Source organism: Mycobacterium sp. URHB0044 (genome assembly GCF_000620625.1).
GTDB lineage: Bacteria > Actinomycetota > Actinomycetes > Mycobacteriales > Mycobacteriaceae > Mycobacterium.
The window spans coordinates 379907-400315 of record NZ_JIAW01000005.1 but is presented as its reverse complement, the minus strand read 5'-3'; the positions used below and the strand labels follow the sequence as shown (position 1 = coordinate 400315).

The 20409-nt window shown below is 67.7% G+C and carries 23 protein-coding genes; 11 read left to right on the top strand and 12 right to left on the bottom strand.

Annotated features, from left to right (window positions below; genetic code table 11):
- Positions 1 to 28: 28 nt before the first annotated feature.
- The 5 genes from N536_RS0113600 to N536_RS0113580 form a co-directional block, all read right to left on the bottom strand.
- Positions 29 to 1450 carry an ABC transporter substrate-binding protein gene (locus tag N536_RS0113600; protein WP_029114106.1) on the bottom strand — a complete coding sequence of 474 codons (1422 nt, stop codon included), beginning with the start codon at positions 1448 to 1450 and terminating at the stop codon, positions 29 to 31.
- A 14-nt stretch (positions 1451 to 1464) separates the two neighbouring features.
- Positions 1465 to 1692 carry a ferredoxin family protein gene (locus tag N536_RS0113595; RefSeq protein ID WP_029114105.1) on the bottom strand — a complete coding sequence of 76 codons (228 nt, stop codon included), beginning with the start codon at positions 1690 to 1692 and terminating at the stop codon, positions 1465 to 1467.
- A complete protein-coding gene (locus tag N536_RS0113590) occupies positions 1689 to 2432 on the bottom strand; it encodes a GntR family transcriptional regulator (RefSeq protein ID WP_029114104.1) in 744 nt (247 codons plus the stop codon). The genes N536_RS0113595 and N536_RS0113590 overlap by 4 nt, the downstream gene beginning before the upstream one ends.
- A 336-nt stretch (positions 2433 to 2768) precedes the next feature.
- Positions 2769 to 3407 carry a glycoside hydrolase gene (locus N536_RS0113585; RefSeq protein WP_036436346.1) on the bottom strand — a complete coding sequence of 213 codons (639 nt, stop codon included), beginning with the start codon at positions 3405 to 3407 and terminating at the stop codon, positions 2769 to 2771.
- A 577-nt stretch (positions 3408 to 3984) separates the two neighbouring features.
- Positions 3985 to 4461 carry a VOC family protein gene (locus N536_RS0113580; protein WP_036436189.1) on the bottom strand — a complete coding sequence of 159 codons (477 nt, stop codon included), beginning with the start codon at positions 4459 to 4461 and terminating at the stop codon, positions 3985 to 3987.
- 28 nt (positions 4462 to 4489) lie between these two features.
- Here N536_RS0113580 and N536_RS0113575 point away from each other — a divergent pair, with 28 nt between their 5' ends.
- Together N536_RS0113575 and N536_RS0113570 are read left to right on the top strand one after the other, a co-directional pair.
- Positions 4490 to 4957 carry an SRPBCC family protein gene (locus N536_RS0113575; protein ID WP_029114101.1) on the top strand — a complete coding sequence of 156 codons (468 nt, stop codon included), beginning with the start codon at positions 4490 to 4492 and terminating at the stop codon, positions 4955 to 4957.
- Between the two features lie 112 nt (positions 4958 to 5069).
- Positions 5070 to 5684 carry a hypothetical protein gene (locus N536_RS0113570; protein WP_197040129.1) on the top strand — a complete coding sequence of 205 codons (615 nt, stop codon included), beginning with the start codon at positions 5070 to 5072 and terminating at the stop codon, positions 5682 to 5684.
- Here N536_RS0113570 and N536_RS0113565 read toward each other — a convergent pair.
- The 3 genes from N536_RS0113565 to N536_RS0113555 all read right to left on the bottom strand — a co-directional run bounded on the left by N536_RS0113565 (position 5636) and on the right by N536_RS0113555 (position 8216).
- Positions 5636 to 7297: an acyl-CoA synthetase gene (locus tag N536_RS0113565; protein WP_029114099.1), complete on the bottom strand. Its 1662-nt coding sequence runs from the start codon at positions 7295 to 7297 to the stop codon at positions 5636 to 5638. The two genes, N536_RS0113570 and N536_RS0113565, sit on opposite strands and share 49 nt — an antisense overlap.
- A 60-nt stretch (positions 7298 to 7357) precedes the next feature.
- Complete coding sequence (locus tag N536_RS0113560) at positions 7358 to 7780, bottom strand: hypothetical protein (RefSeq protein WP_029114098.1); 423 nt, start codon at positions 7778 to 7780, stop codon at positions 7358 to 7360.
- Between the two features lie 76 nt (positions 7781 to 7856).
- Positions 7857 to 8216: a hypothetical protein gene (locus N536_RS0113555; RefSeq protein WP_029114097.1), complete on the bottom strand. Its 360-nt coding sequence runs from the start codon at positions 8214 to 8216 to the stop codon at positions 7857 to 7859.
- 120 nt (positions 8217 to 8336) lie between these two features.
- On the opposite strand from N536_RS0113555, the gene N536_RS0113550 reads away from it, so the two are divergent.
- Genes N536_RS0113550 through N536_RS0113540 form a run of 3 tightly spaced genes read left to right on the top strand, consistent with a single transcriptional unit; the run spans position 8337 to position 10189 of the window.
- A complete protein-coding gene (locus N536_RS0113550) occupies positions 8337 to 9161 on the top strand; it encodes a ketosteroid isomerase family protein (protein WP_029114096.1) in 825 nt (274 codons plus the stop codon).
- 52 nt (positions 9162 to 9213) lie between these two features.
- Positions 9214 to 9777 (top strand): hypothetical protein, encoded by a 564-nt coding sequence (locus tag N536_RS0113545; protein ID WP_029114095.1) that lies wholly within the window; start codon positions 9214 to 9216, stop codon positions 9775 to 9777.
- A gap of 37 nt (positions 9778 to 9814) precedes the next feature.
- Positions 9815 to 10189, top strand: coding sequence for a DUF732 domain-containing protein (locus N536_RS0113540; protein WP_369798417.1), 375 nt, complete (start codon positions 9815 to 9817; stop codon positions 10187 to 10189).
- Here the strand turns inward: N536_RS0113540 and N536_RS38370 are convergent.
- Genes N536_RS38370 through N536_RS38365 form a run of 3 tightly spaced genes read right to left on the bottom strand, consistent with a single transcriptional unit; the run spans position 10175 to position 12468 of the window.
- Positions 10175 to 11002 (bottom strand): SGNH/GDSL hydrolase family protein, encoded by an 828-nt coding sequence (locus N536_RS38370; RefSeq protein WP_036436185.1) that lies wholly within the window; start codon positions 11000 to 11002, stop codon positions 10175 to 10177. The genes N536_RS0113540 and N536_RS38370 overlap by 15 nt on opposite strands.
- Before the next feature lie 20 nt (positions 11003 to 11022).
- Positions 11023 to 11832, bottom strand: coding sequence for a DUF2993 domain-containing protein (locus N536_RS0113530; protein WP_029114093.1), 810 nt, complete (start codon positions 11830 to 11832; stop codon positions 11023 to 11025).
- Between the two features lie 18 nt (positions 11833 to 11850).
- A complete protein-coding gene (locus N536_RS38365; RefSeq protein WP_051574465.1) occupies positions 11851 to 12468 on the bottom strand; it encodes a TetR/AcrR family transcriptional regulator in 618 nt (205 codons plus the stop codon).
- 96 nt (positions 12469 to 12564) lie between these two features.
- On the opposite strand from N536_RS38365, the gene N536_RS41500 reads away from it, so the two are divergent.
- Positions 12565 to 13422, top strand: a complete 858-nt coding sequence (locus N536_RS41500; protein ID WP_081809183.1) for a maleylpyruvate isomerase N-terminal domain-containing protein — start codon at positions 12565 to 12567, stop codon at positions 13420 to 13422.
- Here the strand turns inward: N536_RS41500 and N536_RS0113515 are convergent.
- On the bottom strand, positions 13405 to 14085 hold the full coding sequence (locus N536_RS0113515) for a TetR/AcrR family transcriptional regulator (protein ID WP_029114092.1): 681 nt from the start codon (positions 14083 to 14085) through the stop codon (positions 13405 to 13407). The genes N536_RS41500 and N536_RS0113515 overlap by 18 nt on opposite strands.
- Before the next feature lie 225 nt (positions 14086 to 14310).
- Here N536_RS0113515 and N536_RS0113510 point away from each other — a divergent pair, with 225 nt between their 5' ends.
- Genes N536_RS0113510 through N536_RS0113490 form a run of 5 tightly spaced genes read left to right on the top strand, consistent with a single transcriptional unit; the run spans position 14311 to position 20408 of the window.
- Entirely contained in the window at positions 14311 to 16305 is a 1995-nt protein-coding gene (locus N536_RS0113510) for an ABC transporter ATP-binding protein (RefSeq protein WP_029114091.1), read from the top strand.
- Position 16306: 1 nt separating this feature from the next.
- Positions 16307 to 17188 carry an ABC transporter permease gene (locus tag N536_RS0113505; protein ID WP_029114090.1) on the top strand — a complete coding sequence of 294 codons (882 nt, stop codon included), beginning with the start codon at positions 16307 to 16309 and terminating at the stop codon, positions 17186 to 17188.
- 8 nt (positions 17189 to 17196) lie between these two features.
- Complete coding sequence (locus N536_RS0113500) at positions 17197 to 18201, top strand: ABC transporter permease (RefSeq protein WP_029114089.1); 1005 nt, start codon at positions 17197 to 17199, stop codon at positions 18199 to 18201.
- A complete protein-coding gene (locus tag N536_RS0113495; protein ID WP_029114088.1) occupies positions 18202 to 18831 on the top strand; it encodes a cysteine hydrolase family protein in 630 nt (209 codons plus the stop codon).
- A complete protein-coding gene (locus tag N536_RS0113490) occupies positions 18828 to 20408 on the top strand; it encodes an ABC transporter substrate-binding protein (protein WP_029114087.1) in 1581 nt (526 codons plus the stop codon). The genes N536_RS0113495 and N536_RS0113490 overlap by 4 nt, the downstream gene beginning before the upstream one ends.
- Position 20409 lies beyond the last annotated feature (1 nt).

Here is a 20409-nt window from a genome sequence, read left to right as displayed (position 1 = left end):
TCGGCGGTCAGGACCGCGGGAGGGGCGGTCACACCGCACCAGCCAGTGCCTGCTGGTAGTCGACGACGGTGGAACCCGGGTGCGCGCCGGTGTAGCGCTCGGCGCCCGCGAGGGTGCCGAACGGCAGCTGGTTGCGGCCGTCGCTGACCCAGATCGACTTGTCGGCGAACCACCGCGTGCCGAATTCGGTGTCGGGGACGTAGGCGGCGCGCACGCGTTCGCCGCGTGCGGTCGCTTCGCGAATCGCGCGCAGCAGGCAGCCCGGGTTGGCGGCGGGCTGGGTGGCGTCCTTGCCGTCGAGCCAAAGTTCGCCTGCCAGCTTCGGATCGGTCACGGCAACGTTGCAGACCGGGTCCTGGCCCTTGATCGCCGATGGGTTGGTGGCCGAGTTCAGCGCGGCGTCGTAATCCTGACTCCGCTCGGTGAAGGCCTTGCGTATCGCGGCGTCGGAGACGAAGCCGTCGATGTCGAGGTCGGCGAAGTCACCGATCGACTTCAGGTACGGCACGTCGCCCTTGAACGCTTGTATCAGTGAGGGTTTCAGCGTGGTGTCGAATCTGGTGCCACCCGGGCCGTTGTAGAGGTACACGACCTCCTGCGGCAGCCCGCTGCCGTCGGCGACGAGCTTCGCGGACTCGAGCGGGTTCTGGTTGAGGAAGTCCGTGGCGTCCAGTTGCGCCTGCAGGAACGCGTCGAGCACCTCGGGATGTTGACTCGCGTACTCCCGGCGCACGACGACGCCGTGGAAGGTGGGATAGTTGCCCTCGGCGCCGTCGTAGAGCAGCTTGGCCTTGTTCTGGAACACCAGCAGACCCGGCCACGCGACGAACTGCGAGAGTGCCTGCGCCTGACCGGATTCCAGTGCCGACGCGCCGACCTGCGGCTGTTGATTCAGCACCTCGACGCCCTTGGCGGGGTCGATGCCCGCATTGTCGAGTGCGCGGACGAGCGTGCCGTGACCGGCGGAGCCGACGCTGGCGGAAACCTTCGCGCCCTTGAGGTCGGCGATGGTGCGGATCGGCGAGTTGGGCGGCACGACGACCATGTTGAGGGAGCCGGTCGGGCTGTATCCGGTGACGGAGACGAACTCGGTGCGGGCCCGTTCGTTCGACTGCGTCTTCGAGCCGTTGATGAGCAACGGGTAGTCGCCCATCGAACCGATGTCGATCTTCTCGGCGACCATCTGAGCAGTGATCGGGGCGCCGGTGTCGTAGTCCTGCCACTGGACGTTGTACGTCTTGCCCGTGGACTTGCCGATGTCACCGAGCCGCTTCTCCAGGAATCCCTTGGCGCGCAGCAGCGTTCCGGCGGTGACGGTGTTGATGGTCTTGGACTGGTAGCCGATGACGACGTCGATGGTGTCTGCCGACTGCGACGTCGAGTCCAGTGAGCACGCGGCCAAGGAACCGGCGGTGACGGCAGTCAGGAGCGCGGCAAGTATGCGTTTCATGAATGTTCCTGAGATCAGCGGAGGAGATAGGGCATGTTGACCGTGACGGCGCCGGTGGGACAGCGCGCCGCGCAGGGCCCGCAGTACCAGCACTCGTCGACGTGCATGAACGCCTTGCCGTTTTCGGGGTTGATCGCGAGCGAGTCCAACGGGCAGATCTCGACGCACAGCGTGCAACCCTCGATGCACAGCGATTCGTCGATGGTGACCGGGACGTCGACCCGTTGATTGACCAGCGTCATGAAGAACCTCTCATCAAGTTGCCGCGCAGCGTGATTCGGTCGCCGCGCATTCGGATGTACTCGAGGTCGACGGGCCTGCCGTCGTCGAGGTGAGTGAGTCGTTCCATCAGCAGCACCGCGGAGCCGTCGGGAACCTGTAGGAGTGCCGCGGTATGTGCGTCCGCCGCGACGGCTTCGACGGCCAGGCCCGCGGTGCCGAGGCGCGTGCCGGTGGCTTCCTCGATGAGGGCGAAGATGTCGTTGGTCTCCAACGCGTGCTCGAGGACCGCCGCACCGATGTCGGGTGCCAGATAGGTCATGTCGAGGCTCACCGGCAGATCGCCAAGGAAGCGGAGGCGCTCGACGAAGACGACCTGTTCGCCGGGGCGCAGCGCGAGGCGGTTGGCCACCGCGGGGGGAGCGGCCACCGCCATGGCGGCGCGCACCTCGTTGCGTATCTCGCCGTATCCCTTGAAGGTGGCCTTGAGGCCGACGAGCGCATCGAGGCCGTGGTCGTACTTACGGACGGCGACGTGAGTGCCGACCTTCGGTCCGCGGCCGATGAGGCCCTCGTTCTTCAATGCGGCGAGCGCCTCGCGGACGGTGTTGCGCGACACGAAGAACTCGGAGGCCAGCTCGCCTTCTGCGGGCAGGCCGTCGGGATAGCCGCCCGCGTGGATCTGGTGGCGGAGTACGTCGGCGACTAGGCGGGCCTGATCCGCGCGCGGACGGCGGATGGGCGTGGGGTCCGCGGAAGTCACGTCCCTCCTCGTCGTCGGTGGTCTATGTGGGCTGGTCAATCACGTTAAGACCGTTCCCACACACCTCCTGACGGCGTCGGGCGCGGCCATCTCGACGCTCCGACATTGCGCCGCCCGCACCCCGGGCGGACCAGCCCAAACCCCGGCGAAGACGGGCAATGCGCCACCGGGCTCGGGCCGCCCAGATTTGCAATCGTGGTGAGTCGAAGTGAACGGATCGCACGGCGGTGTCGCTGCCCGAACCGACGCTGAAACGACCGATGCCGTGTGCACGAGGTGCACACGGCATCGAATCGGTGTTCGGGCGGTCGCGCTCGGACCGCCGTGGAAGAGGGTCTAGATCGCCTCTGGGGGCGGCATGGGCACCAGCTCGGGCGCGGGCGCGGGAATCTCCTCAGGCGGCGCAGGAGGAAGCTCCAGGCCCGGCTCGGGAGCGCCGGGGCCGGCCTCCGGCGCAGGCGCCTCGAATCCCACGGTGACGACGTCGGCGGGCGGAGGAGGCGGGGCGAACGGATCCGCGGGCGGCGGGGGCGGCGGCGCGAACGGATCGAACGGCGGGGGAGGCGCGTCGGCGGGCGGCGCGTCGAGGGCCTCAGGCGCCACCGGCAGGTACATGTGATGGGTGAACTGAGGCTGGAAGGCGCCACCACCGCCGACCTTGACGCCACGGCCGCCCTCGCCACTGGACACGGGAGTGCCGTCGGGCAGCGTCACGGCGGTGTGGCCGGAGTTCCAGCCGATCACCAGGGCGCCGGGTGCGGTGCCGTACTTGAAGCCGCGAGCCAGGAGGGCGGACTCCTCGTTCCCCGTGTGGAACCTGTCGCCGTAGATCGGCCTGCCCGTGGCTGCATTGGCCACCCAGGACGCGAGACCCGAGCAGTCCGTTCCGTGCGCCGAGTCACCGCCCGAAACGTAGGGGGTACCCGAAACCTGGTTTACGAGTGTGAACAGCGTTGCAGTCGCAATTCCAATCATGCGGCCGGACACTAGCAATGGAATTTGCTCGAAGCCAAAATATGTGGCGGCCATCACGTTTCAAGAACGACTTGACGTGATCGACAAAACTCGTTGGGCGACTGGCCTTCTCGCGTACAGGACTTTGTCAGTCAAAGCAGGGTTGCTGCGCCAGAATCACTTTCATCAAGCGAACCGCGAATTACGTTGAAACACCAGCTCACACCTGCTTTCTTCGCAGGTCAGGCGAAGCGTTCGGATGGCCATCACGCGATGGCATCGTGCGTGGGTCTGCCGTTGCCAAACGTGCACACGAGCGACGAGTGACACTTGAACTGAATCGATACAGCAGGGCCAAATCCGAGGTGGCTTGGCTGAATCGCTCGAAACATGCCGAATCAGGCATGGATACGGCCGAATCCGAGCGGTTGAAGGCCCACGGTGGACGAATGTGCGGTGTCGTACGCGACACGCCGTCGCGGCGTACGAATCCGCACGCTCGCGGGCTAGGCATCCCCGACAATGCTTAGTCAAATCGATTCGATACCAATGTCTTTGAGCGTGGCGCGTGCGAAATGCTCAGCGGTGCAAGCCGGTTTCACGCTTCGCCATCGGGAACGACGCGGTGCAGTTCAGCGGGATTGCGTGCACCACCCGGAAATTCGACGAATTCGAGCACCGTGCCGTCGGGGTCGGTGACGAAGAACATCCGCACGTCCTCGACGTCGAACGGCTGCTGGACGCGATCCCCGACGGCGGCTTCCAGTGCCGCGTAAGCTTGGTCCAGGTCCGGCACGGAGAACGAAAGTACTTGCATGCCAACGGGTTTGTACGAGCTGCCGGTGCGCTCGTCGGAAACCTGCGTCGGGGCATACAGCAGTTCGATGCTGGCACCTCCCACCAAACCGCCGACGGCGCGCCCAGTGAACGGATCGCCCGTGAACTCCTGATCGAAGACGATGTCCATGCCGAGCACGTCGCGATAGAAGGCGAGCGCGCGGTCCATGTCGCTGACTGCGATCACCACGTGCGAGAACTGTGTGTCGAGGCCGACACCGGCCTGCCCGTCCGCCATATCGCCAAGCTACCGCTACATTCGCCTGGTGAACTCCGGAAACAGCTGGTGGATCGCCGGCGCGGAGCGCACCGTCAGTGACGTGGTGCCTGCGCCGCCCGACGTGGTCCGGGCCTTCTACGTCGACCTCGACAACATCAAGCACGTCCACCCGCTGGTGGTCTCGGTGCAGTCCACCGCGCGCACCGACACTGCCGATGGCTATGCCCAGACCTACCGGGTCCGCGATCGCATCCCCCTCGGGCCGTTCACGTTGGGCATCGCCTACACCGCGCGGCTGTGGGTCCCGGTGCACGGCGACGTTCGGACCGAGGCGCGACAGTTCCCCCGCGTCACGCTGGACGGAGTGGTGTCCTTCATCGGGGTGGGGGATGGCACGCGCATCACCGAACGGCTCCGGATCCAGACGCCCCGCCCGTTGGCGGCGGTGACCGTAAGGCAGGCAGTCGCTGCACACGTCGAGATGCTGGCAGGCATCCGCACGCACTTCGAGTGAGGCGGCTCAGAGCAGTAACGGTACTTTACAGATCAATGTAAAAGTGTCACGCTCTTCGGTAGGCCGGGGCTGGCCCCAGAATCCGCAACAGAACACTCGAAGGTGGAATGTCATGAGTGCTCAGTCGTTTGAGACCCACGACGGTGACGGTGGCGCGGTGCGCAATTCGCGTGCCGCCAGGCCCAGGGTGGCTTCGGGCGGACCCGGCAAGTACGAGCTGCGAGTCACGGCATGCGACGTCGCCGACGTCGTGCGGTCCGCGGGCGGATGGCTGTTCGACCGCGCGATGGGCGGATGGGACGTCACCGTCGTCCTCACCGCAGGCGGCGACGTCCGCCCCCTGAAGATTCTCGGCCTGAACACCCAACTCCAGGAACCCGACCACGATGCATCCGCCCCACGGCGGGCACTCGCATTGGCTGTCTCGGCTGGCGTCGTCGCCGCCAACCCGGAGGTCCGCGACGGCGTGCTGCGGGCACTGAAGCGCGGCCTCACCGAAGTGACGCTGTGGGGCGACTCGTGGCCAGCCGGCGCCGACACGGGCGCGCGGCCGGTCGAGCACGTCCTCAGCGGCGCGGCGTGCGCGTTCAAGGCGCAGGCACTCGCCGCGTTGGGCTCATCGGAGCCGGTCGCGCCGATCGAGACGTTCCGCAACCGGACCACGGCATACCTCGCCGGCTACTCCGACCTGACGCCTTCGGCCGCGAGTTCCTTGGCCCAGCGGTAGTCGGCCTTGCCTGCGGGGGACCGCACGACCTTCGCGGTGCGGATGAAGGCCTTCGGCACCTTGTAGCGCGCGATCGACTTCCCGCACACCTCGACGAGTTCCTCGTCGGTGGCTGCCGCGCCCTCGGCGAGTTGAACGATGGCCACGACCTCGCTGCCCCAGCGTTCGGACGGTCGACCCACGACCACGACGTCGTAGACGCCCGGGTGGGCGGCGATCGCGCGCTCGACCTCCTCGACGAAGATCTTCTCGCCGCCGGAGTTGATGGTGACCGAGTCACGGCCGAGCAGTTCGATGCGTCCGTCGTCGAGCACGTTGGCCCGGTCGCCGGGCACCGACCATCGCACTCCGTCGATCGTGGGGAACGTGCGCGCGGTCTTCGCCTCGTCGCCCAGATAACCGAGCGGGATGAGGTCGCGGCGCGCCAGCCAGCCCTGCCCCTCGCCGGGGGACAGCACGCGGTCGAGGTCGGCGGAGACGACGGCCGTGTCGGACTGCGGCGTGAACGTCGCGGCCTTCGTCTCGGCTCCCGCGCTGGTGAAGGTGCTCATCTGGGCGCCCGACTCGGACGCGCCGACGGCGTCGAGCAGCATGACGTGCGGCAGCGCGGCGAGGATGCGGTCCCGCACGGTCGGCGACAGCGCCGCGCCGCCGTTGGTGATCGTGAACAGGCCGGAGAGGTCGTAGTCGCCGGACTCGATCTCGTCGAGCAGCGGGCGCGCGATCGCATCACCGACCACGGGGATGCTCAGTACCCGCTCGCGTTCGGCGAGCCGCAGCACGTCGGCGGGGCGCAGACGTTCGACGTCGTCGGGGATGACCACGCGACCGCCCATCGTGATCGCGTTGAACGCGGCCCACTGGGCAGCGCCGTGCATGAACGGCGGGATCATCATCATCGACATCGCCCCGGCGGACGCGCGCGCCTTGGCGGCGAGTTCGTCGTAGGACGCCAGGGCCTGATCGGCGCCGAAGGGTCGCCCACCCATGGACGACAGGAAGATGTCGTGCTGACGCCACAGCACGCCCTTGGGCATCCCGGTGGTGCCGCCGGTGTAGAGGACGTACAGATCGTCACCGGACGGGGTCGGCATGCCCTGCGGTGGGGCCGGGGTGGCGAGGATCGTCTCGAAGTCGACCGCGCCCGGCAGCAGGTCATCGTTGGAGCCGTCGGCGACCTGGATCAGCACTTCGAGGTCGGGCAGCCGGTCGCGGATCGCGGCCACCCGTGACGCGAACTCGCCGGGGTAGACCAACGCCTTGGCACCGGAGTCGGTCAGCAGGTAGACGAGTTCTTCCTCGACGTAGCGATAACTGACGTTGAACGGCGCGACCCGGGCGCGGTAGCTCCCGATCATCGCCTCGAGGTATTGGTTGCCGTTGCGCAGGTAGATGCCGAGGTGGTCCTGGCCCGACTCGTGCCCGGCGAGCGACTCGCGCTCGGCGTGGCAGCCCAGGCCGACGGATGCGAGGTAGTGCGCGAACCCGTCGACCCGTGCGTCGACGTCGGCGTAGCTGAGCCTGCGGTCACGCCACACCAGGAACGTCTGGTCGGGGATCGCCCTCGCGACCGTGCCGAAGACGTCGGACAGATTGAAGTTCACGTCACCCATGACATCGCTCACGATCGACGACCATACATCGGCCCGCCGAATGTATGGTCGATTGTCCCGTCAGCCGGGGAAGAACCCGGCCCCCGTGAGCGTGCCCGGCTGCCAGCCCTGGGCTCCCAGGCACACCATCGGACGTCCGTCGGGGGCCTGCGCGGCCGACTTGGGGCCGGGGCACGGCGCGCCGATGTCCTGCTGGCCGTACAGCGGATACGACGACACCCAGAACCCGGTGTAGACCGGCGGCCACTGGTTCGGAATCCAGTGGCACGCCAACGCTTCGCCACCAGGACCGCGACCGAACGTGAACACCTGGTAGTTGTCGCACGGCGCGCTCAAGGAGGCGTCGTAGTTCATGCCGGGCACGTCGGACGGGTACCGGCCGGAAAGGTCCGGGTAGTCGTTGCTGGGATCCGCTGCCGCCGCAGGCGCGAGGCTGACCGCGGCGGCCGCGACGGCAGTGGCGATGACGAGAGCGCGAATCATGTCGATGAACCTTCCTCAGCGTTGCGGCAAAGCCTAATGGGTGCTTGCCGGGCGCCGAGCGCTTTCGCGGTCCCGCCTATTCGGGTGAGTCGAGCACGCTCACCGCGATGCCATACGGCAGGAACCGCACCTTGCGGGTGGGGTCGGTGTTGTTCTTGTTCGCGCGCAACGCATCCAGTTCGGCGGGATAGACCTCTTCGATGCGAGCGCCACCCTGCTCGTCCACGCTGTAGATCGCCCAGACCCCGTCACCCGTCTCGCCGGCGGTCTCGGGCTCCGTCTTGGGCCGCGCCGACTGGGTGAACTGGTCGAGAAGAGTGGCCCAGCCGGTGCCCTTGCCCAGCCGGTCGAGCGCGTCGCGCAGCCCGTCGCCCGCCTCCCGGAAGACACGGTCGAAATCCTCGGGGTCGATGCCGAACGGTCCGTTCTGGCTCATCGCCGCCTCCTTGTTCATGGCAGGTCACGCAGGCTCGCGTTATGTCACCAGTGTGCGCGAGAACAGCAAAGTTCGCCACGACGTTCGCCCGGTTCACCACCCCTGGTGGACGATGTGGTGATGCCCCATCACGAGACCGCCGGCGCTGCGCCCACCCGCGCGGAACTGCTGGCTGCCGTCGAGAAGTCGCCCGCGGCGGCGGGCCGGCACGACCGCCGCGCCTGGGTGGGACTGTTCACTACCGGCGGACGGATCGAGGACCCGGTCGGTTCCCGCCCGCACCGCGGCCGTGACGCGATCGAACGGTTCTACGACACGTTCATCGGCCCCCGCGACATCACGTTCCACCGCGACGCTGACGTCGTCGTCGGCAGCACTGTGGTCCGCGACCTTGAACTCGAGGTGTCGATGGCCGACTCGCTGGTGATGCGGATCCCCGCGTACCTGCGGTACGACGTCGAACGTGAGGATGGAACGCTGAAAATAGCGGCGTTGCAAGCATTTTGGGAACTACCCGCCATGGTGATGCAGTTCGCCAGGGGTGGTCCGGCAGCCGTGCCCGCGGGCCTGTCGCTGTCGCGGGCGCTGCTTGCCAACCAGGGCGCCGGCGGAACCGTGGGCTTCGTATCGGGTTTTCGTGGCGTCGGCGCGCGCGGAAAGCGCGAGTTGGCGGAATTCCTCGATGCCGCCTGCGCCGGTGACGAACTCGCGATCCGACGGCGCCTCTCGGACCGCGCGCTCATCACGCTCGGCGACGACGAGCGGATGGGTGCGTCCGAGTTGGTGGGCGTGCTGGCCGGCGGACAGGCGCGAAAGCTGATCGCCGCAGGCCGCACGGTGGCAGCCGGGATCGAGGCCGGCGGACGCCGCCACGTGCTCTTCGCCGACGCGGGCGCGGGCCCGCCCGTCATCGGCAGGATCCGGCTGTTCACCGAGGTCGGCTGATTTCGGCCGCCGTGCACCGGCGCCTGCACGGACGTGAGACGGTTAGAACACCATGCCTGACCACGAGTATCTGACCTACGAGGAATTCGGCCGCCGCTTCTTCGAGATCGCCGTCACCGAGGAACGCGTCGGTGACGCGATCGCGGCGATCGCCGGCGACGAGTTCGAGATGGGCCCGATGGGGCAGGGGCCCGGTGGCATCGCCAAGGTCACCGCGAAGGTGAAGGTGCAGGCTCCGACGGTGACGCGCCACGTGGGTGAGGCGATCACGTTCTCGATCCGCATTCCCCTCGAGATCGACATGGTCATCGACCTGCGCATCGACAAGCCACGGTTCATGGTGTTCGGCGAGATCGCACTGCGGGCGTCGGCACTCGCGGCCGCCCCGTTGCTGCTGATTCTCGACGTCGAGAAGCCGAGACCATCCGACATCGCCATCCACGTCACGTCCAAGACGCTGCGTGCCGAGTTGCTGCGCGTCGTCGCCGGGGTGGACGCGGAGATCAAGCGCTTCATCTCCGCTCACGTGTCCGGCGAGATCGACAGCCCGGAGTCGCTGAAGGCCAAGATCATCGACGTCGGCGGGCAGATCGCCGACGTCTGGACCGGTCCGTGATTCGGCCGACGGCCACCATCGCCCGTACGATTTGCCCGTGCCCCGCAGAATCACGAAGACCGCTCGCCTTGCCTCCCTCGCCGTTGGCGCGTTCGCCTTGGCCGTGCCGATCGCCGCGCCCGCGCAGGCAGACCCGACCGACGACGCGTTCATCGATGCGCTGAGCAATGCCGGCGTCGGTGTCACCAATCCGGTCGACACGGCCGCGTTGGGTGAGTCGGTGTGCCCGATGCTCTCGGAGCCCGGGCAGACGGCCGCCGACGCCGCCGCCCAGGTCGCCGATACCGCAGGGATGTCGCTCGGTCCGGCCACCATGTTCACCGGCCTGGCGATCTCCGTCTTCTGCCCCGGCGCGGTCGCCGCGATAGGCAACGGTGAGTCGCCGATACCGCTCGGCCTATTCGGCTTCTGACCCCACCACGCCACCGAGCAGGGCCTTGAGTCCCTGAACATCTTCCAGCACAGGACGTTTCGCAGCCCGGCCGTCGCCGCCGGACAAGCCTCGGAAGTGCCGCCACAACCACGGCATCAACAGATTCTGCGCCCACGCCGCCTGTGAGTACATCCGCGACTTGAAGTCCGGTCGTACGACGTTCGGGCCCGCCAATGCCCAGGCGTGATTGCTGCCGGGCAGACCCAGCGCCTCGGCCGCGGCGGCGGCGAACAGCGCGTGACCCCGCGGTGAACCGTGCACTCGATCGACGCTCCAGGTGGCGGGATCCGTCATCGACGCCGCGCCGTAGAGGTCGACCAGCCGGAAGCCGTGCCGGGTGGCCGCCGACCTGATCACCTGGTTGATCTGCACCACCCGCGCCGCGATGAGGCGCCCCACCGGCAGGATGCGTGCGAGGTCCGGGAATGTCGTGGTGACGATGGTTGCGCCCGACTCTGCGAGCCGATCGTGCAAGAAGTCCAGGTCTGCGAGCGCACGGTCGAAGGAGCGGCCGGGGCGGGTGACGTCGTTCATGCCGATGCAGCTGGTGATCAGGTCCGGCTGCATGGCCAGCGCCGCAGGAAGCTGGTCGTCCAGGACGTCGCGGATCCGTCTGCTGCGCACGGCGAGGTTGGCATACGTGAGGCCGGGGCTCACTGCGTCCAACATGACCGCCAACCGATCCGCGAAGCCGTAGACGCCCGTGGCGTCGTCGCCGTCCCACAGCCCCTCGGTCTGGCTGTCACCAAGGGCGACATACCGGCGATATCCGTCCGAGAAACCGTCGACCACGATCGAGACTGTAGTAACCCTCAGATGTCGCGGCCGGGCCAGATCAGGTTGAGCGGACGTCCCACGGTGCTGAGTTGGCCGATGACGTCTTCCAGCCGGGCGCGGGGCATCTCCATGCGCCACTGCGGCAGGGTCCCGGTCAGCCTGACGACGCCGGGCGCCAGCTCGACGTCGGTGAGTCGCAGTCCGCGGGGCAACTCGGGCAACCGGACCGGGTAACCGGGGGTGCGCTGCGGCAGCGGCCATCTGCGGCGCCGCACGATCGCGCGTGGCGTGATCCACAGCGTGGACCCCTCGATGCGGGTCTCGACCTCGACGTGGCCGCTGCCTTGACGTCGAGCCAGGCTGAGCCGGGCGACGCCGTCGGGTCCGACCTCGCCGGACAGCCGCGGCGCGGCCCAGCGGAACAGCTCGTCGAGAACCGGCGCGGGTAGTTCCAGGGTCAGTTCGACGGGTGCGGCGACCAGCACCGGCGGCACCGACGGGCGCATGTGCACGTTGTGCAGCACCGCGCGGGCCCGCTCGAAGCGGTGCCCGTTCCAGTACAGGTCGCGGGCGGCGAGCCGGACGTCGTTGAGCTGACCGACCGACAGCCCCCGCAGGTCGAGCCGCGAGTCGAACTCGGTGATCGTCAGGGCCAGGTCACCGTCGGCCAGCCGGACGGTCAGCCGCCTCCCGACGACGAGGCGGCGCAGGGTGAGGAACAGCGTGCGGTAGGCCGCCGCCGCACCGGTGTTCACGGGCGCCACCGCGGCCGTCGACCAGAGCGCGGCCAACATGTCCAGCGGCCGGAACGGATCCCAGCGGCGCGGCGGTCCTGGACGCGTCATGAGCCCAGCATCCTCTCGTCAGCCGGGGACCAGGAATCCGTTGAGCAGAGATCGCATCGACCGGGCCACCGCGTCCCGCGTCCCGACCGGATCCGGTGAGTTCGCGATCAACATGGCGCCGCGCGTGAGCGCACCCAGCAGCAACCGGGTGGTGGTCTCCGGGTCGTCGACCCGAATCGCTCCCGTCCGGACGGCGGACACCAGCGCGTGCATGATCGCCGCGTGTGAGTACTGCTCGTCGAGTTCGGTGAACCTGGCGAGGCCGAGCACCGCTGGCCCGTCCAGGACGAGGATGCGCTGAACGTCGCGTTGCAGGACGCCGTCGAGAAAGGCGTCGAAGCCGCGGCCGAGTTCGTCGAGATCGTCGGTGGCGCCCTGAGCCGCCACGGTCGCAGCGGTCAACAGCTCGGTGTGGGCCTGAATGAAGACTGCTTCGAAAAGTGCTGTCTTGGTGGGGAAGTGGTGATAGAGCGCGCCCGTCGTGACCCGCGCTGCACGCGCGAGATCGTCGACCGACGTGGCGCGGAAGCCGTTCTCGCCGAACAGGCGCCGGCCGGCTGCGAGCAGTGCGGCGCGAGTCTGCGCGACCTGTGCGGCGCGCAGCGACGCCGGCTGCTCGGTCTCCGGTTCGGGCATCGTCCTCCTTCACGCGACGCAACAACCCTATTGACATAGTAACGATATGTGAAATAGTGAACCTATCTTCGAGACGGATCACACGGGAGTTCGCTCATGACATCGGCCACCGTCGACACCGCAGAACCCGCCGAAAGCGCCCGCCGCGCGCACGGTCGCACCCTGGATGCCTTCCGCGACGCCGTGGCGCGCACGGCGCAGCTGTGGCGAGCCATCGACACGCCGAACGCGCCGACACCCCGCCTCGACTGGACCGCCGCGGAGACCGCCGCCCACGTGGTCGGTGATCTTCGGGACTACGCGCAGGCACTGACCCGGTACGCCAACGGCTATATGACACATGCCAATCCGCCGATGGACACACCGTCAAGGCTGAGTGCGAAGGTCAATGCGCGCCACCTCGAGGAGATCCCCGAGCGGGACATGACTCGACTCGCCGACCTGCTGGAGCAGGCCGCACTGACATACCTGGCGGTGGCCCCGTCCACGGATCCGACGGCCGAGCTCGCAACGCCGAACGGTCTGGTCATCGCCCCGTCGACGATGACCTGCCTCCTGCTGGGCGAGCAACTCGTCCATGGCCTCGACGTCGCACGATCGGCGGGTGTGCAGTGGCCCGTCAGCGCGGAGGACGCCCTGCTGGTCGTACCCGGCGTGTTGAGCATCGCGCCGCAGTACCTGCGGGCATCGCGCGCGGCGGGTCTGCGGGCAAGCTATGAACTGCGGATGCGCGGCGGGCCGCGTTACCGCCTGGCCATCGCCGACGGCGCGGCGACCGTCACCGTGGCGGGCGAACGCGCCGATTGCGTCATCACCGCAGACCCCGTCGCGTTCCTGCTGTTGAGCTATCGCCGAATCGGCCAGGGCCCGCAGATTCTCCGGGGCAGGTTGCGCGCCAGTGGGCGCAAGCCGTGGATGGCGATGAGATTCGCCTCGCTACTGGCCAGCCCCTAACGCAGCGGCCAGTTCTGCCGAGCTACGCGCTCGCAACGCCGGCGTGGCGGCATCGGCGACACCCAGTACCCGCAGGCAGGCGTCGGCCACGTGCATCGGAAGCCCGGTCCGGTCGTCGTCGCGCCGGTCGGCCCACATGTTCACCAGCGATTCGACGAGCCGGAACGGCAGCTCGGCGGCGACGGCGTCCACGCCAGTTTCCGCCGCGATGGCCTGGCTCAGCGACAGATAGTGCAGGCGCAGCCGTTCGCGATCCGACCAGAACGGCTGCAGCAAGGCGCCGCGCAGCTCGGGTTGCAGGTACAGCGCCCCCAGATTCCAGCGGCCGTTGAGCAGTTGGTGACCGTCGAACGCCGCCAGTGCGTGGAGATGTTCGCGGGCGCTCATGGGCGGGTCGGCGGCAGCCAGGATCGGGATGAAAGACAAAGTCGGCGTGACGGTTTGGCTGAGTAGCGCGCAGAGAATGTCGTCCTTGGTCTTGAAGTAGTGATACAACGAGGCCTGACGGATCCCGACTGCTTCGGCGATGGTGCGAGTGGACGTGCCGGTGTACCCGGTCGTCGTGAACAGCTCGCCCGCGGCGTCGAGGATCTCGTCGCGTGCGGTGCTGCCCGGCCGTCGCTGCGACGTCAGGCGGGGGCGGCCCGAACGTGTGACGGTCATCGCCACATCGTGGCCCAACCCGCAGGCCAAAAGGGGTCCCGGCGTTATCTGTCACACGATAGAAACCAACGACACCCATCGGTTACGTGTGCCCGAGTTTGGTTACGCCACCGACACCCACGACCGCCGCGGAATGTGAAAACTGTCGAGTGACAGGCGAGTGGTCCGCTGGCGCGCCACCTTCAGTCGTCAACGAACGACGCCCAAGGAATCGAGGAGCGCTGAATGGGGATTGCGACATCCGAGGTGGACATGCGGCCAGCCACCGTGTCCGAGACCACGGACCCCGTCGCCAATATCGGCGACCTGCACGTAACGTTCCGCCGCAACGGCAGGGACGTCCATGCCCTCCGCGGCGTGTCACTCACCATCGCGCCCGGTGAGATCCTCGGCCTGGTCGGTGAATCCGGCTCGGGCAAGAGCGTTCTCGGCTTCAGCATGCTCGGTCTGCTGCCCGAGCAAGCGCGCATCGACGGCACCGTGCGCGTGGCCGGCGCCGACATGGCAGGAGGGTCGCCCAAGGACCTCCGCAAGGTGCGTCGCCTGGATCTGGGCGCCGTCTTCCAGGACCCGATGACGTCACTGAACCCCACGATGCGCATCGGCAGGCAGGTCGCCGAAGCGGCAGGCAGTGACGACGAGGCATTGCGGCTGCTGACCGCGGTCGGCATCCCGGACCCGAAGCGCCGGATGCGCGCCTTCCCGCACGAGTTGTCCGGCGGCTTGCGTCAGCGGGTGATGATCGCCATTGCCATCGCCGGTGATCCCGACCTGATCGTCGCCGACGAGCCGACCACCGCGCTCGACGTGACGGTGCAGGCGCAGGTGTTGCGCCTGCTGCAGAGCCTGCGCGACGAGATCGGTTGCAGCATCGTGTTCATCACGCACGACCTCGGTGTCGCAGCGCAGATCTCCGACCGCATCGCCGTGCTGTACGCCGGGCGCGTCGCCGAGATCGGCCCGACAACCGACGTGCTCGATCGGCCGGCTCACCCCTACACCCACGGCCTCCTGCGCAGCCGCCTCACGCTGCACACCGCGCGCGACCAGCGGTTGGCGGCGTTGGCAGGCTCGGTGCCGAGCCCGGTGTCGCCGCTGCCCGGCTGCGCATTCGCGCCCCGCTGCGTGCTGGAGACCCCGGAATGCACAACGACACCGCCGGATCCGGTCGCCGTTGCCGCCGACCGGGTCAGCGCCTGCGTGCTCCCGTTCGACGTCGTGGCCAAGCAGCTTGGCGGCGAAACGACGAACGCGGGCGAGACGTTCGAGGCGTCCACCACCGAGGAGGCGCCGCCGTCGGTGGTCGTCCGCGACGCCACCAAGACCTTCTCCGTCAAGCGGCGCTTCCTGGACCGCTCCGGCAGCGGCGACGGGAAACTGCATGCGCTGCGCGGTATCTCGCTGACCGTCGGACACGGCGAATCCGTGGCCCTGGTCGGGGAGAGCGGTTCGGGCAAGTCCACGCTGTTGCGGGTCATCGCGGGCCTGGAGAAGCAGACCGCGGGCTCGGTGCAGCTGGCGGGCGGGCACCGGCCGCAGATGGTCTTCCAGGATGCCGGCGCGTCGCTCACCCCGTGGCTGTCGGTGGGGGAGCTGATCTACGAACGGCTGCGCAGCACGAAGATGTCGCGTTCGCAACGCAACGACGCCGTCGCGGAAGTACTGGATCGCGTCGGACTGCCGCTGGACATCGCGAAGTCGCGGGCCGGGCAACTGTCCGGCGGTCAACGCCAACGAGTCTCGCTCGCCAGGGCGACCGTGGTGCCGCCGTCGGTGCTGCTGTGCGACGAGCCCACCAGCGCGCTCGACGTGTCACTCGCCGCGTCCGTGCTGAATCTGATCGGCGATCTGCGCCGAAGCCTGGACATGTCGGTGCTCTTCGTCACCCACGATCTGTCGGTGGCCCGGGTCGTGGCCGACCGGATCGCGGTGATGTACCTCGGCCGGATCGTCGAGATCGGCCCCTCCGAGGACGTCATCGCCCGGCCTGCGCATCCGTACACGCAGGCCCTGGTCGATTCCATCCCCGACCTTGGCCGTGAATCTCGAATACTGGCAGGCGAACCCGCCAGCCCGTTGTCGCCACCACCGGGATGCTCGTTCAATCCGCGCTGTCCCATCGCGATCGACACGTGCGCCGACAGTCAGCTCGACGTCCGGCTCGAGGGCGCGCCCGGCAACCCCCATCAGGTCGCCTGCATCGAGCGGAAGGCGAGCTGACGTGGCCGTCGTAACCGCGGGGGACACGGCGCCTGCCGGCACCTGGTCGCGTGGCCGCGACAGGGTCCTGGCGCTGCCGAAATCGCCTGCGATGCTGCTCAATTGGGGAGCCGTCGGACTGATCCTGCTTGTGACCATCGTCGCGGTCGCGGTTCCCGTCCTCGCACCGCATGACCCGCTCGTGCCGTTCGGTCTGCCCTTGCAGGCGCCGGGGAAGAGCGGCTTCCTGCTCGGCAGCGACAGCATCGGCCGGGACATTCTCAGCCGCGTCCTGTACGGCATGCGCTCGAGCTGGTTCGCGGCTCTCGTGGTGGTCGGGGTCGGTCTGTTCATCGGCGGATTGGTCGGCCTCATCGCCGGCACGGTCGGCGGCTGGGTCGACGGACTTCTGATGAGAATCACCGACGGGTTCCTGTCATTGCCCGCGCCCGTGCTGGCCATCGCCGTGGTCGCCGCGCTCGGACCCGGATTCGTCCACACCCTCATCGCGGTATCGATCGTGTGGTGGCCGTTCTATGCCCGACTGGTCCGCGGCGAGGTGGCCCGGCTCGCCGCGCGCCCGCACATCGAAGCAGCGAAACTGGCTGGCGTCGGCCAGATCCGGCTCGCGCTACGCCATCTGCTGCCGGGGGCGGTGCCCAACGCGTTGGTGGCCGCCAGCCTCGACATCGGCACCCTGATCCTCACGCTGGCCGCGCTGTCCTTCCTTGGGCTCGGCCAATCCGCACCCGCGGCCGAACTCGGCGCCGACGCCGCCAGGAACCTGACCTACTTCCTGCAGCAGTGGTGGGTGCCGGTGATGCCGGGGCTTGCGGTGCTCGTGCTCGCCCTGATCGCCAACATCGCCGGTGACGGCCTGCGCAATCTGATGAAGACGAGTTAGGAGGCGGCATGAGAAATTTCATCCTGTCCCGACTGGGCGCCATGGTGGTGATCCTCATCTCGCTGACCGCGGTGATGTTCGTGCTGCAGCACATTTCGCCGATGGATCCGGTGAAGGCTCAGCTCGGCGCCAACGCATCGGGTGAAGCGGTCGCCGCCCGCCGACAGGCGCTCGGCCTGGACCAGCCACTGCTCAACCAGTTCTGGCGTTACCTCACCGGTGCCGTGCACGGCGACCTGGGCTCCTCGTACCGCACCCGGCATCCGGTCAGCAGCGACCTCGGTGACTTCTTCCCAGCCACACTGGAATTGGCGCTCTATGGCATCGCGGTGGCGCTGATCCTCGCCGCGCTGCTGGCCTTCGGCATGACACTGAAGTGGCGCGGCTCGCAGGTCCTGCGCGCCGTGTTGTTCACCGGCGCCGCGGCGCCGATGTTCCTGCTCGGGATCGTCGGGCTGATCGTGTTCTACCAGCGGCTCGGTTGGGTGCCTGCGAACGGCCGGATCAGCGTGCCGAATCCGCCGGACGGGCCCACCGGCTTGCTGACGATCGACGGATTGCTCGCCGGACGCTTCGACGTCGTCGCCGACGCACTGCACCACCTGATCCTTCCTGCCGTCGTCATCGCGCTCGGCCCGGCCGTCGCGATCGGGCGCGTGCTGCGCTCCAGCCTGCTGACCGATGCGGACAGCGACTACGCCAGGACCGCAAGGGCCAAGGGCCTTTCCGAGGGCCGCATCATGATCGGGCACGTCCTGCGCAACTGCGTGGGCGGCGCGATGTCGATGACGGGCCTACAGGTCGGGCTGATGTTCTCCGGCGTGCTCGTGGTCGAGCAGGTCTTCGGCTGGCCCGGCATCGGTCAGTACATCGCGCAGAGCATCCCAGTCGCCGATTTCCCCGCCATTGCCGGCGTCACGCTGATGCTGGGTGTGCTCTACGTCGTCATCAACGCTGCCGTCGACCTCTTGCAGGCGGCCGCAGATCCTCGACTCGCAACTACAGGAGGTTAAGTGCCAACGCAGCCACTCATCGTGGGCAATCCCGTCTTGGTCGTCGTCGACATGCAGGAAGGCGGCTCGATGTCGGCCGAGGAAGCGGGCATTCCCGTGATGCCTGGCCACGCCGAACGCGTCGAGCGGGCCGAACGGTTGCTCGCCGCGGCCCGCAACGCCGGTGTGCCCGTCGTGTTCTTCCAGGAGGTGCACCGACCGAGCGGAGTGGACTTCGGCCGCGAACTGGACGGCACCGAGGGCGTGCACTGCGTCGAAGGCCAGCCCGGTACCGACCTGGAGCCGTCACTGCGACCGCTGCCCGACGAATTTCACATCGTCAAGCGGCGCTACTCCGGTTTCATCGGAACGGATTTCGAGATCGTGCTGCGCGGGCTGAAGGCCTCCACGCTGATCCTCATCGGCGGGCTCACCGACGTGTGCGTGCACTACACGTTCGCCGATGCGCATCAGCGCGACTTCTACGTCCGCGTGGTGACCGACTGCGTCGGCGGCTCGTCCCAATATCGACACGATGCGGCCCTCGACGCCATGGAGTACCTGCAGACCGGCGCCTTGCGCACCACCGAGGACATCCTCGCCGCATTCGAAAGCCTCAATCAACCCGTCCTCGAAGGAGCAGCACGATGAAGAAACGACTACTGGGAATCGCCGCGGTGGGTGCCGCCGCGATACTGACGCTGTCGGCGTGCGGCGGTTCGGATTCGGGCGGGGGCGCGCCGAACGCGGCGCCCACCGACAAGGTGCTGCACCTGTCATTCCTGCAGGATCCGGGCCAACCGCCCGACCCCGACGTGTACTACGCCGGGCAGGGTCTGCTGATGACCACCAACACCTACGAAGGCCTGCTGCAGTACAAGGGCGGAACGGACAAGCCCGAATTCGAGCCGCTGCTGGCCACCGAGTGGACCGAGTCGCCCGACCACAAGGTGTTCACGTTCAAGCTGCGCGAAGGCGTGAAGTTCCACGACGGAACGCCGTTCACGTCGGCTGCCATCAAGTCGTCGTTCGACCGGCGGCTGGCCGTCGGCGGCGGCCCGGCGTACATGGTCAAGGACGTCGAATCGGTCACCACACAGGGTGATTACGCTGCGACCATCACGCTGAAGGCGCCGAGTTCGGAGTTCCTGTCGATTCTCGCATCGCCGTACGGACCGCGAATGATCAGTCCGACAGGGTTGCAGAAGAACGGCGGCTCCGACTTCGCGCAGAATTACCTCACCACCCACGATCTGGGCACCGGTCCGTACACGCTGACCGACGCGCAGGTCGGATCGCACTACTCGATGGCGGTCTTCCCCGACTACTGGGGTCCGAAGCCCTATTTCGAGAAGGTCGAGATGCCCGTCATCACGGATGCGTCGGCGATGCAGTTGCAATTCAACAATGGTCAGATCGCCGCGATCCTGCACGATCTGCCGTCATCGGCGGTGGAGCAGTATCTGAACGACGGCAAGTACTCGCACTACTCGCTGCCGACCATGATGTCGAGCTACCTGTACACCAACCCCAGCAAGGGTCTGATGAAGGATCCGGCCAACCGGACCGCGGTGATGCAGGCCATCGACGTCGACCAGATCGTCAAGCAGGCGTTCTTCGGCCGGGGCAAGGTCGGTGCGCAGATGTACCCGCCGTACGTGCTCGCCGCGGATTTTGGAAAGCAGACGCTGACCAAGGATCCCGCGGCCCTGAGCAAGATCGCGGCCGCATTGCCCGCCGATCAGAAGTCGATCACCATCGGGTTCGACACCAGCAACCCCGACAGTCAGTTGATCAGCAACCTGGTCCAGACCCAGCTGGCCGCCGCGGGGCTCACCGCGAAGGTGCAGGGCTACCCGACCTCGGAGATCTACGGCTGGATCGGTACCGACATGCAGGCGGCACCGGAGATCTACACCGGCATGGTGTGGCCGGACTCCCCGTCGCCGTACACCTGGGGCCACATCTCCTGGGATGCCGACGGTGGCATCAACTATCTGGGCTGCTCGTCGCCGCGGCTGAGCTCGTCACTGGCGAGCGGCCTGGTTTCCGGTGACCCCAAGACGTACTCGGATGCGGGCACGGAGGCGCAGGCCACCGGATGCTGGATGAACATCGCCGACATCGACGACTTCGTGGTCGCCCAGCCATGGCTCAAGGGCGTCGAGAAGGCACACGCGTTGTCGAACCCGAACTCACTGCGGGTCGCCGACCTGTCGGTGGGCTGAC